This window comes from Bacteroides sp. 51 (assembly GCF_010500965.1).
GTDB lineage: Bacteria > Bacteroidota > Bacteroidia > Bacteroidales > Bacteroidaceae > Bacteroides.
The window spans coordinates 39,445-54,286 of the sequence record NZ_QVMI01000034.1 but is presented as its reverse complement, the minus strand read 5'-3'; the positions used below and the strand labels follow the sequence as shown (position 1 = coordinate 54,286).

12 protein-coding genes are annotated in these 14,842 nt (G+C 42.1%); 3 read left to right on the top strand and 9 right to left on the bottom strand.

Going from position 1 to position 14,842, the window contains the following annotated elements; all coding sequences use genetic code 11:
• Positions 1 to 152 precede the first annotated feature (152 nt).
• Both D0T87_RS19785 and meaB read left to right on the top strand, forming a co-directional pair.
• Positions 153 to 1,235: a DUF1573 domain-containing protein gene (locus tag D0T87_RS19785; protein WP_163177316.1), complete on the top strand. Its 1,083-nt coding sequence runs from the start codon at positions 153 to 155 to the stop codon at positions 1,233 to 1,235.
• 64 nt (positions 1,236 to 1,299) lie between these two features.
• Entirely contained in the window at positions 1,300 to 2,418 is a 1,119-nt protein-coding gene (gene meaB / locus D0T87_RS19780) for a methylmalonyl Co-A mutase-associated GTPase MeaB (RefSeq protein ID WP_163177314.1), read from the top strand.
• A 3-nt stretch (positions 2,419 to 2,421) separates the two neighbouring features.
• On the opposite strand, the gene D0T87_RS19775 is transcribed toward meaB, so the two are convergent.
• The 9 genes from D0T87_RS19775 to D0T87_RS19735 all read right to left on the bottom strand — a co-directional run bounded on the left by D0T87_RS19775 (position 2,422) and on the right by D0T87_RS19735 (position 13,493).
• Positions 2,422 to 3,372 (bottom strand): DMT family transporter, encoded by a 951-nt coding sequence (locus tag D0T87_RS19775; RefSeq protein WP_163177312.1) that lies wholly within the window; start codon positions 3,370 to 3,372, stop codon positions 2,422 to 2,424.
• Between the two features lie 67 nt (positions 3,373 to 3,439).
• Entirely contained in the window at positions 3,440 to 3,724 is a 285-nt protein-coding gene (locus tag D0T87_RS19770) for a hypothetical protein (protein WP_163177310.1), read from the bottom strand.
• A 92-nt stretch (positions 3,725 to 3,816) separates the two neighbouring features.
• The gene (locus tag D0T87_RS19765) at positions 3,817 to 4,290 is read right to left on the bottom strand and encodes a hypothetical protein (RefSeq protein ID WP_163177309.1); all 474 of its coding nucleotides are present in this window, start codon (positions 4,288 to 4,290) and stop codon (positions 3,817 to 3,819) included.
• 21 nt (positions 4,291 to 4,311) lie between these two features.
• The gene (locus D0T87_RS19760; RefSeq protein ID WP_163177307.1) at positions 4,312 to 8,325 is read right to left on the bottom strand and encodes a DUF6443 domain-containing protein; all 4,014 of its coding nucleotides are present in this window, start codon (positions 8,323 to 8,325) and stop codon (positions 4,312 to 4,314) included.
• Between the two features lie 11 nt (positions 8,326 to 8,336).
• Entirely contained in the window at positions 8,337 to 11,435 is a 3,099-nt protein-coding gene (locus tag D0T87_RS19755; RefSeq protein ID WP_163177305.1) for a hypothetical protein, read from the bottom strand.
• Between the two features lie 85 nt (positions 11,436 to 11,520).
• Positions 11,521 to 11,619 carry a smalltalk protein gene (locus D0T87_RS19750; protein WP_163177303.1) on the bottom strand — a complete coding sequence of 33 codons (99 nt, stop codon included), beginning with the start codon at positions 11,617 to 11,619 and terminating at the stop codon, positions 11,521 to 11,523.
• A 174-nt stretch (positions 11,620 to 11,793) separates the two neighbouring features.
• Positions 11,794 to 12,300, bottom strand: a complete 507-nt coding sequence (locus tag D0T87_RS19745) for an HU family DNA-binding protein (RefSeq protein WP_163177301.1) — start codon at positions 12,298 to 12,300, stop codon at positions 11,794 to 11,796.
• A 208-nt stretch (positions 12,301 to 12,508) separates the two neighbouring features.
• Complete coding sequence (locus tag D0T87_RS19740; RefSeq protein ID WP_163177299.1) at positions 12,509 to 12,745, bottom strand: DUF4248 domain-containing protein; 237 nt, start codon at positions 12,743 to 12,745, stop codon at positions 12,509 to 12,511.
• A gap of 70 nt (positions 12,746 to 12,815) precedes the next feature.
• Positions 12,816 to 13,493, bottom strand: a complete 678-nt coding sequence (locus D0T87_RS19735; protein WP_163177297.1) for a DUF6291 domain-containing protein — start codon at positions 13,491 to 13,493, stop codon at positions 12,816 to 12,818.
• A 515-nt stretch (positions 13,494 to 14,008) separates the two neighbouring features.
• On the opposite strand from D0T87_RS19735, the gene D0T87_RS19730 reads away from it, so the two are divergent.
• Positions 14,009 to 14,839, top strand: a complete 831-nt coding sequence (locus D0T87_RS19730; RefSeq protein WP_163177338.1) for an AAA family ATPase — start codon at positions 14,009 to 14,011, stop codon at positions 14,837 to 14,839.
• Positions 14,840 to 14,842 lie beyond the last annotated feature (3 nt).

The following is a 14,842-nucleotide window of genomic DNA, read 5'->3' as shown; positions in this document are numbered from 1 at the left end:
AGAAAGTTGAATATTGAAAGTTGCTGTGTGGTATAATTGTTTTTAAGGTTAAAACTTTTAAAATAACGATACCGTACAGCAACTTTCAACTTTCAGCTTTCAACTTTCAACTTAAAAAGCCTACTTTTGCATGAAACAAAAAAAGACAATCCATGAAGCGTTATTTACTGACTCTATATATACTTTGCACCATAAGCCTGATTTCCTGGGCACAACCCCGGATATCCACCAACAGAGAAACCCATCATTTTGGACAAATTGAATGGCAGAAGCCTGTAAAGGTTGACTTTGCAATCACCAATACCGGCGATAAACCGTTGGTGTTGAGTAATGTAACCGTATCCTGCGCCTGTGCCGTAGCCGATTGGACAAAAGCGCCCATCGCCCCGGGAGAGAAAGGTACGGTAACTGCCACCTTTGATGCCAAGCAACTGGGACGCTTTCATAAATCCATCGGGATTTACAGTAATGCTACTCCTAATCTTATTTATCTCCACTTTGTGGGTGAGGTGGTACAAAAAATCACCGACTTTACAAACTACGATCTCGCATCCATCGGTCAGATCATGATCGACAAAACCGAAATCGAATTCCCTGATACACACAAGGGCGAGCAGCCAACGATGGAGTTGATGATCGTAAATCAATCTTCTGCCCCTTATGAGCCGGTATTGATGCATCTGCCTCATTATATAAAAATGACCAAGGAACCCAATGTGCTTCAAAAAGGAGAGAAGGGAGTAATCACCCTGACATTAGATACCGATCGTCTGTCTGACTTGGGACTGACGCAGACGTCCGTTTACCTGTCTCGTTTTGCCGGAGATAAAGTGAGCGAGGAAAATGAAATTCCGCTTTCTGCCGTTGTATTACCCGACTTCTCCGGGCTGAGCGAGTCGGATAGAATAAACGCTCCGGTTATCCATCTTTCGCGGACAGATGTCGATTTGAGTGACCAGTTGGAAAAGAAAAATAAAGCAACCTACGATATTACGATCGGGAATACAGGGAAGTCACCTCTTCAGATAAACAAACTTCAGGTGTTTAATCCGGCGGTAGGGGTGAGCTTACGTAAATCAACACTGGCTGCGGGAGAACATACCCGCTTACGCATAACCCTCGAAAAGAAGAACCTGAAAAAGAAAAGGCAATTACGTATCTTGCTGATCAGTAATGACCCGGTTCATCCGAAGTCAATTATTAATTTGCGATTATCCAAGGAGCAACCCCAATAGTGTACTTGTTTAATTATTGTAACTTCAATCGTAAATAGTAAATCGTCTAATTGTAAATACCATCATGGAGCATCCTGAAAATTGCGAAGAATACAAAGGACTGGTTGTCAATAAAGGTATTGAGCAACCTTCGTCTGTAAACCCTTATCTGAAAACACAGCGTAAGGCAAAGAAACGTGAACTTTCGGTCAATGATTTTGTAGACGGTATTCTTAAAGGTAGTATCACGATATTGAGCCAGGCAGTTACGTTGGTAGAAAGCGTTAAGCCCGAGCACCAGGCTATTGCTCAGGAGGTGATCGAGAAATGCCTGCCTCATTCCGGTAAGTCGGTTCGTGTAGGAATTAGCGGTGTTCCGGGTGCAGGTAAAAGTACTTCTATTGATGTATTCGGGCTTCATGTGTTGGAACAGGGCGGTAAGCTTGCTGTGTTGGCCATTGACCCGAGTAGCGAGCGAAGTAAAGGTAGTATTCTGGGCGATAAAACCCGTATGGAGAAACTCTCTGTGCATCCTGACTCCTTTATTCGCCCTAGCCCTTCTGCCGGTTCATTAGGTGGAGTGGCGCGCAAAACCCGTGAGACGATCATTCTTTGCGAAGCAGCCGGGTTTGATAAGATCTTTGTAGAAACCGTAGGGGTAGGACAGAGTGAAACGGCTGTTCATTCTATGGTCGACTTCTTCCTTTTGATTCAATTGGCCGGAACTGGCGATGAACTACAAGGCATTAAGCGTGGTATCATGGAAATGGCCGACGGTATCGTTATCAACAAAGCCGATGGCAACAACATAGATAAAGCTAAACTGGCAGCTACGCAATTCCGTAATGCCCTGCATCTTTTCCCGGCACCCGACTCAGGATGGACACCGCAAGTCTTGACTTATTCCGGGTTCTACAATATTGGTGTAAAAGAAATCTGGGACATGGTTTATGCGTATATCGACTTTGTAAAAGCCAATGGCTATTTCGAATATCGCCGTAATGAGCAGAGCAAATACTGGATGTACGAAAGCATCAACGAGCAATTGAAGGACAGCTTCTATAATAACGAGAAAATAAAGACGATCCTTCAAGATAAAGAGCGCCTCGTTCTCAATGATGGGTTAACTTCATTTATCGCAGCCAAAGAACTTCTCGATACTTACTTTGAGGATATTTCCCGCGGCGGAGCAACTCGGTTTTAGCTATTAATCCTTCTGCATAGAACCTGACTGCGGTGGCTCACCGCCGCCGTTGCCGTCCAATTGTGCTTTTGATTTACTTTGGGTTACGATGTACACACCAAGGAAAACCAGTCCGATAGCAATTCCTTTCTTTATGCCAAATGTATCCATGCCCATAATTACAGCTACAATACTTGCTACGATAGGTTGCACATAGTTGTACATGCTTACAATTGTGGGGCGAAGTGCACGTTGTCCTATCATCAGGAAAATGTAAGTAAGGAACGTAGCACCCAGTACTACATATCCAATTTGGAGAAGCATATCTGTAGGTATGGCCATAAAGTCGATAGCGGTTACATCCCGGTAGGAGAAGGGTATAAAGCATACTGAGGCGTATATGAACAGCCATTTGCTTATCGTTACCGGGGAATATTTACCGATCAGGTCTTTAAATACAGTTAGGTAAATGGCAAAGCTAAACTGGGCAATCAAACAAAACAAGTCTCCTAAAATATTGTTGCTTCCTCCGGAATTTACGTTCTGATTGCTTAGAATAAGTGTTAACGCTCCCATTGCGCCAATAAAAATGCCGACTATCTTTTTGTTTGTTACTGGTTCTTTGAGATAAATGGCTGCTACGATCATGGTAATAATCGGAGAGGTGGTTGTCACAATAGAGGCATCAATCGGCGAAGTTAGTGATAAACCAAATACAAACATCCCCTGGTTAAGGACAATGCCGAATAAAGCAGCGAAGAATAACCGTAGCATATCTTTATGGTCAACGTGCTCTTTCGGCATAAAGATAGATAGTATCCAAAAGGCAGCCGCAGCTCCCACCATCCGGAAAGTGGTAACGGACAAAGCCGAAAATTCATTCAGTACTGCTTTTCCTATCGGGGCATTAAGTCCCCACATGACGTTTGCCGCCAGTATGGCAGCGTGCCCTTTCAGGCTTTTATCATTCGACACCTTAGTTGAAGATTGAAATTAACGATATTGTGAATAAATCGTTGCAAAGGTAATACAAAAGAATCTTTTATGTATCTTTTATAGAAGGGAGATAATGACAAATAACTCCAATCTTTTGTGCTTCATTTATGAATTTTGAGGCTAAAATCTCGTCATCTACTTCAATCGTAACAGTGTTTCCCTCAAGGAGGTCGTCTACGTTTCTTTTAGATTCGGCTAACCCTTTATTCAATAAGTTGATTTGCAGCTTGGATAAAGAAACCTTTTCTAGGTCTGTTTTCCAATCGCTTAGAATAATATATCCCATATTGATGGTTTGTTTTGAATGGTTGGGTAAAAAAGCAGCTACCATATATTTGAGGATGGTAGCTGCTTGATATAAATTTACTTTAAATTATAAACTAGCCAACTTTTTCAGAGTGAATAATCGGATTTTATAGTATTTTAAGTACCACCCCATATACTTCCTTTTTTCAATGTATCTCCATCTAATATTACGGTGTAGTAACGGGTATCAATATACATATTCTTTAAAGAATCAGAAGCGAAATATGTACTCATAAAATTTTGTTTTTCATCTCTATTTTCATAGATGTGAATATTATATTTAATTTCATTCTTTTTTAAAAACACACCTCCAGAATACATGAAGTTAATTTCTGACTTATTTTTAGGGTCAAATGTTATGAGATAATCCCCTCCAGTTTTTACTTCTAAGTAATCAGCACTGTCAGAAATATCAGTATTATCAAATATTACATAGAATTTTCCATATCTTTTAGATGTAGTCACATTTATGTTTGTATCTGAAATATGAAAGTTATAATCACTTTTTGATATTTGCCAATTTCTAAATATCAAGTATGCTACTCCTAAGAAAATGAACATACCAATAAATAGAGGATACCTTTTTTTCATAATATTCTTTTGTGTTAATTATTATCTAAATGGCTTAATTGGTCTCTTTTTGAGTATTGCCTGTCCCCATTGCCATCCATAATATTCTGCATTTTGAGTAGACATACCCTCAATTGAAGGCCTTTTATTTTGATAAGACTCTAAGAGATCAAATGGAATACGTGCCAACGACCACGGTATATCATGTCTACCAGCAATAAACCCCGCTCCCATGTTTCCAATATCTCGGGCAGAGGAATATACAGGTTTTCTATCTTTTGTTTCCCCTAAATATGTACCACGGTAGTAATATTCCGTTGGTTCCATATCTTCCTTTTTATTCTCAATTCCATTTCTTTTAAAGTCATAATCGCCATTTTTAGTTGCATTCATCATATAATGGCCTACCCCAGGATTGTTAAAAAATAAATCCGTCATGAAATAGTATCCACTTTTGTCAAATGGATCTATAGTACCAAGCCACATATTATCATCACTGTTGTAAAAAGACGTGGAAACTGGAGTAACTCCAATTGATTCTCCCATAGTTAAATTTCCATCATTAATGGACCAAACATAAATGTTATTATCACCATCTTCCAAATCGCCACCTACAACACGATATGTTCCATCATCATTTCGCATAACCCAAGTGCTCGTTCCTGTTGGATCCACAAACCTTATCGGATTATTATTACAATACGCATACGGACTAATTGAATAATACTTCTCTGCCAGCGGATCCATCGTTGTAAATCTTCCCAAACCTGGCTCCATATACCTTGCTGAGTAATCATATAGGTTCAGCCCATTCTTGCGATCCAGTTCTTTATTGTTGTACTTGTACGCCTGCTTATCCTGTTCGGTTGCTGCAATCTCTCCGAAAGTCATGCCGAAGGGATAGTAATGATTGCGTTGTACAACGGTTCCTGTTCCGGTAGCAATTACACGATTATTGCCCTGATGATCCTGAATATAGAAATGGTATACTCCATTTTCTATATACCCACCATCTACTAAAATCCTTTTCAAAGAACCATTTTCATAGATCTTGTTACCAACATAATCGGTTACATCAGATCCACGAGTTACTTTTAGCTTAGTTCCATCTGCGGCATATTTATAACTATTGGTAACGCCATTAATCGTGAGCTGAGTTGGTAAATTTAAAGAATTATATGCAATATTGCTAATTCCTTTGTTTAAATCTTTACTCATGGCTCCATTTCTGTTGTAAGTGTACTCTCCTGATGTGGCTGACGATGCATCTTTAAAATCATTCAACCCTGCTGTTACATCAGGTGTCTTTACTGCTGCATCTGTTACATAAGAGAGCTGATTACCTATATGATCCATCGTCAGATTATCTACCATGCCATATCCGGAACTGGTCTTTCCCCATCGTTGCAGGGTCTTGATGTTTCCATGCTTGTCGTATGAAATGGATGGAACTTTATAGTTATCGTTTAATGAACCATTGACCAGATAATCGGCTTTGGTAAGCCTGGATAAACCGTCGTACGCAAAGCGATATCCTCTTAGCGTTTCGTTTCCTGCTTTCCAGCTCATGGCAGATATATTTCCATTGTAGCGAGGTGTATTCCCTGCATAGCTTTCGTTGTAGTACAATGTTTGATTGAACAATGTTCCTGTAATGGATTTCATCCATGAACGTAAATTGTAATTGTATGTACTTGCAGGCAGGTTTCCTTTTTTGTTGGTTTTCAGTCTACCCAGTTCATCGTATGTATTCTCTGCCAATATGGTTGGGGTAGCCGTACTACTTCCTTGTCGGTGTTCGGTTTTTGTCAATCTGCCGGCATGGTCATAAATATAGTTGTAGTACTCGGTTTGGGTGGCTTTCCCTGATGCGGTATGTACTGTTTTTGTTTTCAGGGGTTGCCCACTGAAGTTATAGCCGATGAATTCCGAATCCTTTCCACTTAGATGGTTTGTGGTTTGTGACTGGATCAGTCTTTCCCGATAGTCATAGTAAAGGGCTGAGCAGATTTGTTCGCTTCCACTACCAGCTTCTGCAAAGTAGGTTCCGGTTAATAAAGCCTTTGCATTTGCACCATTCCATATTCCGAATCCGCTTTCCGGTGAAACGTGACCCAGTGTAGAGAATCCGCTCAGAGCCAGAAAGTCATAGTTATCATAATATTGTGCGGACAATACTTTGACAGGTGAGGTGGGGCTCACGCCGGAGATGTTATACCCTTTGTATGATCCACTTGTTCCTGCCCAAACAGCTTCTACCATAATATTTGCCAATGGAGTGCTCAGATAGTTGAATGTGTTTTTGCAGGTTCCTGTTAGTACTACCCGTCCATACTTATCGGGTATGCTGAATAGCCATTCGCCACGCGAGCGCTGTTCGCCATCTTGTGTAAATATCAGGCGGTCTGCTTTGTCGTAAACATAATATATCCATTCTGCTCCCGGAAGCTTTTTGGCTATGCAGCGGTTGCGATTGTCATACTTATAGAGGTAAGCATACCGTTGCAGATAAGTATCGCTTTCACCCCATGTGTTGGTACTCAGGTTGTCGGCTGCCAGCGGTGGTAGAACGGCGCGCAGATTTCCGTATTTGTCGTACACGTAATAAGTGTCATGTGGGATGCTTCCATTCATTTGGCGGGTGAGTATAACCTGGCCCAACTTGTCTTTGAATTCGTAGGATATGTTGCCATCTTCATCGACTTGTTTAGTAACAAACAACTCTCCACTGTTGTAATTCGGATTACTACTTGTTTGGCTAAGACTTACCGTTTGCCTGTTGTCGGTAGAAGTGTATAACTTACTGACATAGTTATTATTATTGGTCAGATACGCAGTTCCTACTGCTTTCCCATAATCCTGCCATGCGCGTCCGGGTCCGTATTGTTCCAATGTGCGGCTTAGGGGTGAATTTTCATAAACTGGTAGACTGTAGGCTTTGGCTTCATTAGCATATGTTGCCAGTGACTTGTTTGTGAAGCTGCTATATGCCACAAATGCTCCGCTGTTTGATGTTGCTGTGGCTGGTAGCCAGGCTTTGGATTCACGCCCGTAAACATCATATTCCTGGAAGCTTACCAGGTCGGCCATATTGGGTGTAACATTGGCCTGTACGCTTTGCATCGGTCTGCCCAATCCATCAAAGTATTGAATATTCACCAAGGCATTGTTAACATCAACTGTTGCACCGGCTACAGTTGGAGTTATGACCGCTATGTAGTTCTGGTTTGCACTTACTCCTAACGTGATGTTCTTCTGCCCTTCTATTTGCGTGGTTATCTTTCCATTACTGCTATAACCTTCGGATACTACATAGTATGTTCCTGCGGCCAGGTTTTCCATTTTCAGATAAGATTGTCGGGTATTGCTGCATCCCCCTGGTCCGGAATAGTCATTGTTATAAGCAATCCGTGTTCCGGATGAGTTGAGTAGGCTGACAAAAGTATCTGAGAGTTCCGATCCGCAATGGGAGACGGTAATGTTCATGGGTGCTGCCAGTGTAAATTTATAGAATACATCTTTGGTTGACTGACCCTGATAATCATTGGTATAGTAGTTGGTGTTCCGGGTGTCGGAGAATGCAAATGCTGTTTGGTGTGTATCCACGTTGATAGCATTGGTCATCTTATTACCGGTTGGGTTGGCGGAGGGCAAACAATCTATGTTGATATTTATCATTCCCGACTCGTTGAATTCGGATAAAATGTAGTAGGTGCCCGGTGGTAGGTTCTTTTTCTCCAAAGAGGCCAGTTCTCTGTCCTGACATATAGAAGTATTGATTGAACCATAAGTCACTACTCTTCCATTGGAGTCATACAGTGTTATGTACGAGAAGCTTATGTCCGATCCGCAATGAGAGATGCGTGCATCTACTTCTGTAGTTACATCGAATTCACAATAGAAATAGCCATTTCCATAGCTGCTAGTGTAATAGTAATCACTATAGGACAGCCCGGTTATATCGCCCGCATAAACCTTGGGGCTGAAATTCTGTCCGTAAACGCTACTTAGCACCATGGACAGGATGAGTACTATAAATAATATTCTTTTCTTCATAATGTTTCTATTTATTGGTTTATGTAATTATATTGGTATGTATCGGTCACTTCTTTGGCTGTTCCGTTCATGATATAGATTTCCTTAAGCCGATTGCATGAGTCATAGTCGTAATGAGTGACTTTGCCCGAAGGGTCGGTAGTTGATGTAACGCCTACCAGAGGTTTGTAGGTAAAGGTGGTCACGAAGGCAGCACCTAGCCTTTGCCTGAGGTTATTGACTTTGGTCATATCCGGCGAATTGGTCGTGAGCAAAGCCTCCAGGTTGAGCCCTAGGGCGCTGGCTGCGGACTGTACTTCATTATAAGCTGCATATTGTATCTCTGCTACAAGATATTGCCCGTTATAGCTCCACAGAAGGGTGGTCTTTTTGCCATCCAGTGTGGTGAACTGTTGTAGGTTACCTTTGGCATCGTACAGGTCGTAAGTAATATCTGTACGCAGGTTGGCTGTACCCGAAGCGGAACTCTCTGCTTTATCCGGCAGAATAAGCCCTTTCGTTCGCGAGGAGTCTTTGGCGTATGGAGTCTTGACCCGACCGATTTCAACACTATTATGCGTTGTGATTTGTTCAACAACAGGATGAACCATATTTTTAGTTATCATTTCAGTATAAACGGTTCCCGTAAAACTGTCCGGATACTTGTATTCTTTTATAAGACTCCCCGACTGACTACTCGTTTGCGTAGTTTTTATCCGTTGGTTCCGGTTATTATACTGGTTGGTTTCGGTAATAACTACAGGCGTACCCGCTTCATAAACGGTTGTCGTTTTACTTCCCGGCAAGCGTTGGGCTATGGATACGCGGTTATGGAGTTGTTCAAAGCAGGAGGTTCCAATATAATAATCAGGATATTCGTAAATATTCCTCCAGAAAGAAACATCATCAAAATATTCCCTCATGATTGATCTGACTCCATCGAATGTAGTTGCATATCTGTAACCAGGCTCATACCTATATGTTTCTTTTTGCACCAAGTTGTTGTTACTGTCGAATACACAAACACTATCCGGCATAGCTCTTTTCCCTAAATAGTAATCTTTTACGTACCCATATGTCATTTCATCATAATGCTCTTCGGCAGTTGCATAGGGTTGCTCTCTGAGCTCATTGTAATAAGTAACGGTTTTTCCATTTCTATTTAAAAGGTTACCCTCTTCATCATATTGATATTTGGCGACCTGTCCATATACAATGGGTGGATTACTGTCAGCATCACTATTGAGCGGTCTGCGGCTACTGTATGTTCTTGATGTACGATAGATGAATTCGGTAACAGGAGTTGTTGCACCGGGCACATCCAAGGGATAAGCCAATGTGCTTCTGGTTTTGCTGGCATAGTTGTGAATAGCTGCTCCCCAATTAAAATGAATCATATTTGTATAGCCATTCTCTTGCACACCATACTTGAATACGGTACTCACTGGTTTGGCATTACCTCCGGCCCTGGATATAATTTTCTGTATGCGCTGCCCTGCTCCGGTTATAATCGGCTGTCCCGGCTGATAGTAGTCTTTGTATCGATGTGGCTCATATACATATTCCGTGGTTCCTCCTGTAGGGAAAGTAATCTTTCTGAGCGAAAAGGCATGTGTGGTTGCTCCATTGATTTCCCGGTTTACCCAAGCTATCATACTTTGCCATTCGGGTATATCCTTAAGCTTCTTGATGATTTTATTGGTTGGGTAATGTCTGTGGTTCCGGTATAGGATCTCATCATCTTTGTAGCGTTCATCCAGATAATTTAACCAGGAATTTGCATTGTTGGCTACTTTGTAGTATCCCCACACGTCGGAGTATAATTTGTTGGCCAATCCTGTTGGGTCGGGAGTTGGATAATAGTCAAAACTATAGACTTCATCGCCTATGGTTAGCTTGGAAAGTAGCCGGTGTAGTCCGGAATTATTGTAGTCTAGTTTGATGGTTTTCACCAGGCTTCCTGCCAATGTTTTTATCCGAATCTCTTTAATTACATAGGGCATTCCTGCTTGTGGGGTATATCTCATGAATTCAATTATTTCTTTGCCTGTCCTGATTTCACTGACGAAATAGGTTTTGTATGGAGATCCATAGGCCCCATAAAATGTGTCATTGAAATTATAACTGGCCTCGAAGGTTTGGTCTGAACCTGTGTCGTTCATCGCTTCGCTGATATTGAATGTATAGTAGTCATCCCAGAAAATATCCTCTCTGTCGTGTGACACATTGTGTGTGACATAACTAAACTCTATTGTTTCATTGTAGGGCGATTTGATTTGTCGCAGTGGCCATCCGGTACGATTATCGTATCGGTTGAGTGGTCCTTCTTCATGGATACCGCTCTGTGTGGGGTGTTTACCCATGTAATAGGTAAATCCGTTTCCATCTACAACAGCCATGTCGTTCAAAGACAAAGCCGATGTGGCGGCCAATAGAATTTGATTTTCAGGATTGGTATTAACGACATTTCGTGTGTTTATATGATCACGGTTGGCGATGATAAACTGTCCTGATCCACTTGGTGTCATGTAATTGAACTGATCGTATTCGCCATCTGTAAGTTGTTGGTTATCATTGTATAAACAATCACCGTAGAAGCCGCTTGCACCATCTACAGAAAGTGCGAGGTTGTATCCGACATAGCTTTTCATTCCTTCGGACCGGTTGATAACTTTTTGATTGAAATCTTGTTCGTTATAGAATGGAACAGACGAGTCGTCCTTGCCTTTAATGGTTCGTGTAATGCCATATCCGCCGGCATTGATACTCCATCCTGCCCCTATGTCACCATCGTATTGCAGATATTTAATGCCTCCTGCATGATAGGAAAGTGTGATGGGTATCTTCAGTCCCTTGATTTCGATTTCGTATAGTGGTATCTCGATCTGAGGCAAGCCGTTGTAGTCGCTAATCTCGTGATTGAGGTACTTGTTGAATATAGCTGCCTGCGGCGATGGAGGCACTACAGAGGGTGGCGGTGGGGTATATGCATCTTCAAAAGAGAGTACGCCCACTCTTGTTTTCATAACTAGCGAGTCTTCTTGCTGTTTTTCTTTTTCCTTCTGGCTTAGGGTTTGCGCCTGGAAGTTAGTTGCCCAAAGGGCGATGAATATTAATATAATGTATCGCATAAATAATTATTTCTTTTGGTTCTTAATTTGTAAAATGTTAAACACAGGCATATTCTCATAATATATGCCTGTGGATTCTAATTGGTTACAGTGTCATTGCACTTGCGCCCAGTGCGCCTGCCAGTGCGCTAGCTACTGCAATAATTACTTTCAGGATCAAATCCCATGTTTTTTGCTTACTCATATCGTTTGTTTGTTTTATGGCTGACCGGCAAGGTGCCGGAGCCTGTTTAATTACTTGTTTTACTTGATTTAGGGCGTTGAGATGGGGAAGCCAAGCTTTTTAGTCGACATCAAAAACTTGGGTGCCCCGCCTCTTGCCACCCCGCATGGAAACCCGGCCGGGGCGCCTCGCCCCCTAGAATCCCGGATCTACGATTGGGTCATCACCGCCGCCGTTATCGTTGCCATTGTTGCCGTTTCCTCCGGCTGCTGCTGACACGTCGCTTTTGATGTAGAACTCCACGTTGTTTGCTGCGCCGCGTGTGGTGGCGGTGCTATCGTTTACGAGACGAAGGGTGTTGTCTACGGCAAAGCGGATGTGTACACGCTTGATGTTACGTACCGTGCAATCCTTTTCTTCCTCCGCACCTTCGCAAGAGAAGGTGGTGTAGAAGGTGCCCAGACCGTTGATTTTCACTTTGTCGCCGCGGGTGAGAACCTTGCGCAGGGAGCGGACGAAGGACTTCATGACGTGATCTACGTCTTCGGCACTCATGCCGCCCAGGGCTTCGGTTTCCTCGGCTACGTCTTTAGTGGTTAGCGTCCGGGTGTGACCGGGAACGGGTTTCAGATAGTTTAACTCGGGCGACGTTGGGTCGCTCAGGATTTTGTTGCGCTTGTAGCGCATTAATGCTATTGCCATTGTTGTTGAATGTTTTTGTTATTAAATAAAATGTTATTCTCTCCGGAAAAGAGCGCGCTTCCCTTCCGTTTGATACAAAGGTACAAACGGAAGATTTGGGAGCAGGACGTTAGAGGGAGTTAGGGGAAGATAGAGGGAGATAGGGGGAGATGGTTTTGTAATTGCTTGTTATATAGTGTATTACGTTGGTTTTGTTTTTCTATCTCCCTTAAGGTTCACCGAGATGGCTAACGATGATCTCTACTTGTGATTTCCGATAGTATTGCGTGCCGATGACTACTCCGCTGGTCTGAAGGCGTAGCCAGAACTCCGGATTACTTCGTAACCATTTGTTGAATGTTTCCATGGCTTTCTTTTGAGTCATGTGCGGATTGTACATCGTGGCTAGTTCTGTCTTTTTGTAGCCCTTGTACACGAAGGCTTGGTCGATGATTTGTTCTTTCATAATGCAGGGTTTATTGTTTTAAGGATGAATGATTTCTCTTGCTGGTGGGCGCCGTTGTTACGACTTTTAATTAGTATCCATAGTCTCTTTTGGCCCAGTTTAATACTGTCCGGTATAAGTTCGAATAGCGTTTGCGAAGGTCTTTGCGGTTTTCTATCTGCGTAATGATATTCGCAATCTCCGAACCGGAATATTTCTTTTTCAGTTTTACGAGTTCCTCTTCGGTCATTTGGTGAGGAAAGTGTCTCGGATTAGCACAGTAGGGTGCATTGTCTTTTATCCAATAATTAAATCTATCAAAATCAGACATGCATGAAGAAGCCTGGGCTTCTTTCTTTATACTCTCTAAAGAGAGTATTTCTTTGTTATCTATTTTAATAGATCCATTAACATTATCATTACCATCTTCATTAACATTATCATTCTCATTATCGGGTTGTTTCGGTTGTTTTTTAACCCGATCGGTTGTTTTGGTTGTTTTCAATGCATTCTTATTCCCCTTCGGGGCACCGCCTTTGATGGAGTTTTCTTTGTTCTTCATGCATCTGTCGGCATATTTCTTCGCATTCCTGTCGAGGTCTTGCTTGATGAAAGAAAAGGCAACCTTGGCCATGGGGCTTAATTCGATCGACTTTTTGTTTATCGCATACGCTGTGATGGCTTGGTAAATTTCCAGTTGAATATCGGCAGGTAACTCGTCAATTGCACGCTGCCAACTTTCGTAAAAGACAAAAGATTTCTTTTCCATAATTCAATTTTTATTATTCGAATGATTGGTGTTACTTCTCGCACTTCTCGTTCAGGTTGTTATGAACCTGCACCAAACGCCGTGGTCGATGCATTAATTTGATTAATTGATCTTTAAATGTTGTTTTCATAATCTTACGTTTTTAAATTTTAATGTATTATAATAGTAGTCAAATCAATGTATTATCATTGTTTATGAATTGATTGTGATGCAAAGATACTATGTTTGGTGGGTGTATTAGTATTATGTAGTAAGTTTGTTTGGTGTTTTTAGATTATTTAACGAATATGTATAATGACTGGTAGTCTATATTTTATACGGCAGTAGTATTTCTCTCGAATGTTAGTAGCATTTGCCGCAGATACTAGTAGCATTTCAGTCGAGTGCCGGTAGTATTTGCCGCGAATGCTAGTAGGTAATGAGATATCCTGCTCTTTTCTGTTCTCCGCTTTATTGTCACATTAAATAATTTCATTATTTTTGTGTATCCCCCAATAAAAGGGAGATTTGTGAATATGGAAAAACAAGCCAGCTATATTAAGCGCATTGAAATTGACGGTCTTTGGGGGCAGTTCAGTGTGGATTGGGACTTGCGCCCCGACGTAAATATCCTCTCCGGCATTAATGGGGTGGGGAAGACTACCATCCTGAATCGTTCTGTCGGGCATTTGGAGCAACTGTCCGGCCAGGTGAAAAGCGACCTGAAGAACGGTGTACGCATATTCTTTGATGACCCGGAGGCGACTTTTATTCCTTACGATGTGATTCGTAGTTACGACCGGCCGCTGATACAAGCCGATCTTGTCAGTCGCGTACCCGAAAGCAATGTCCGCTCCGAACTGGATTGGCAACTTTATCTGCTTCAACGTAAGTATCTTGATTATCAGGTAAATATCGGCAATAAAATGATCGAGTTGTTGAATAGCAACGACGACGAACAACGGAGCCGTGCGGCCGACCTGGCCATTCCTAAGAAAAAGTTTCAGGATATGGTCGACAGCCTTTTCGGTTATACTCATAAAACGATAGACCGCAAGCGGAATGATATTGCTTTCTATCAGAACGGTGAGTTGCTTTTCCCCAATAAGCTGTCGTCGGGCGAGAAGCAGATGTTGGTTATTTTGCTAACCGTGTTGGTTCGCGATAATGAACACTGCGTGCTCTTCATGGACGAGCCCGAAGCCTCGTTGCATATTGAATGGCAGCAAAAGCTGATCTCGATGATTCGTGAGTTGAACCCGAACGAGCAGATTATCCTTACCACCCATTCGCCGGCCGTGATCATGGAAGGTTGGCTGGATGCCGTGACCGAAGTAAGCGATATATCCACCCCATTGGAGAAATAACGC

Bases quoted from the DNA above. Each gene is read 5' to 3' on its own strand.
- D0T87_RS19760 (WP_163177307.1), bottom strand. From the start codon at position 8,325: ATGAAGAAAAGAATATTATTTATAGTACTCATCCTGTCCATGGTGCTA.
- D0T87_RS19735 (WP_163177297.1), bottom strand. From the start codon at position 13,493: ATGGAAAAGAAATCTTTTGTCTTTTACGAAAGTTGGCAGCGTGCAATT.
- meaB (WP_163177314.1), top strand. From the start codon at position 1,300: ATGGAGCATCCTGAAAATTGCGAAGAATACAAAGGACTGGTTGTCAAT.
- D0T87_RS19770 (WP_163177310.1), bottom strand. From the start codon at position 3,724: ATGGTAGCTGCTTTTTTACCCAACCATTCAAAACAAACCATCAATATG.
- D0T87_RS19750 (WP_163177303.1), bottom strand. From the start codon at position 11,619: ATGAGTAAGCAAAAAACATGGGATTTGATCCTGAAAGTAATTATTGCA.
- D0T87_RS19730 (WP_163177338.1), top strand. From the start codon at position 14,009: ATGGAAAAACAAGCCAGCTATATTAAGCGCATTGAAATTGACGGTCTT.
- D0T87_RS19740 (WP_163177299.1), bottom strand. From the start codon at position 12,745: ATGAAAGAACAAATCATCGACCAAGCCTTCGTGTACAAGGGCTACAAA.
- D0T87_RS19745 (WP_163177301.1), bottom strand. From the start codon at position 12,300: ATGGCAATAGCATTAATGCGCTACAAGCGCAACAAAATCCTGAGCGAC.
- D0T87_RS19785 (WP_163177316.1), top strand. From the start codon at position 153: ATGAAGCGTTATTTACTGACTCTATATATACTTTGCACCATAAGCCTG.
- D0T87_RS19765 (WP_163177309.1), bottom strand. From the start codon at position 4,290: ATGAAAAAAAGGTATCCTCTATTTATTGGTATGTTCATTTTCTTAGGA.
- D0T87_RS19755 (WP_163177305.1), bottom strand. From the start codon at position 11,435: ATGCGATACATTATATTAATATTCATCGCCCTTTGGGCAACTAACTTC.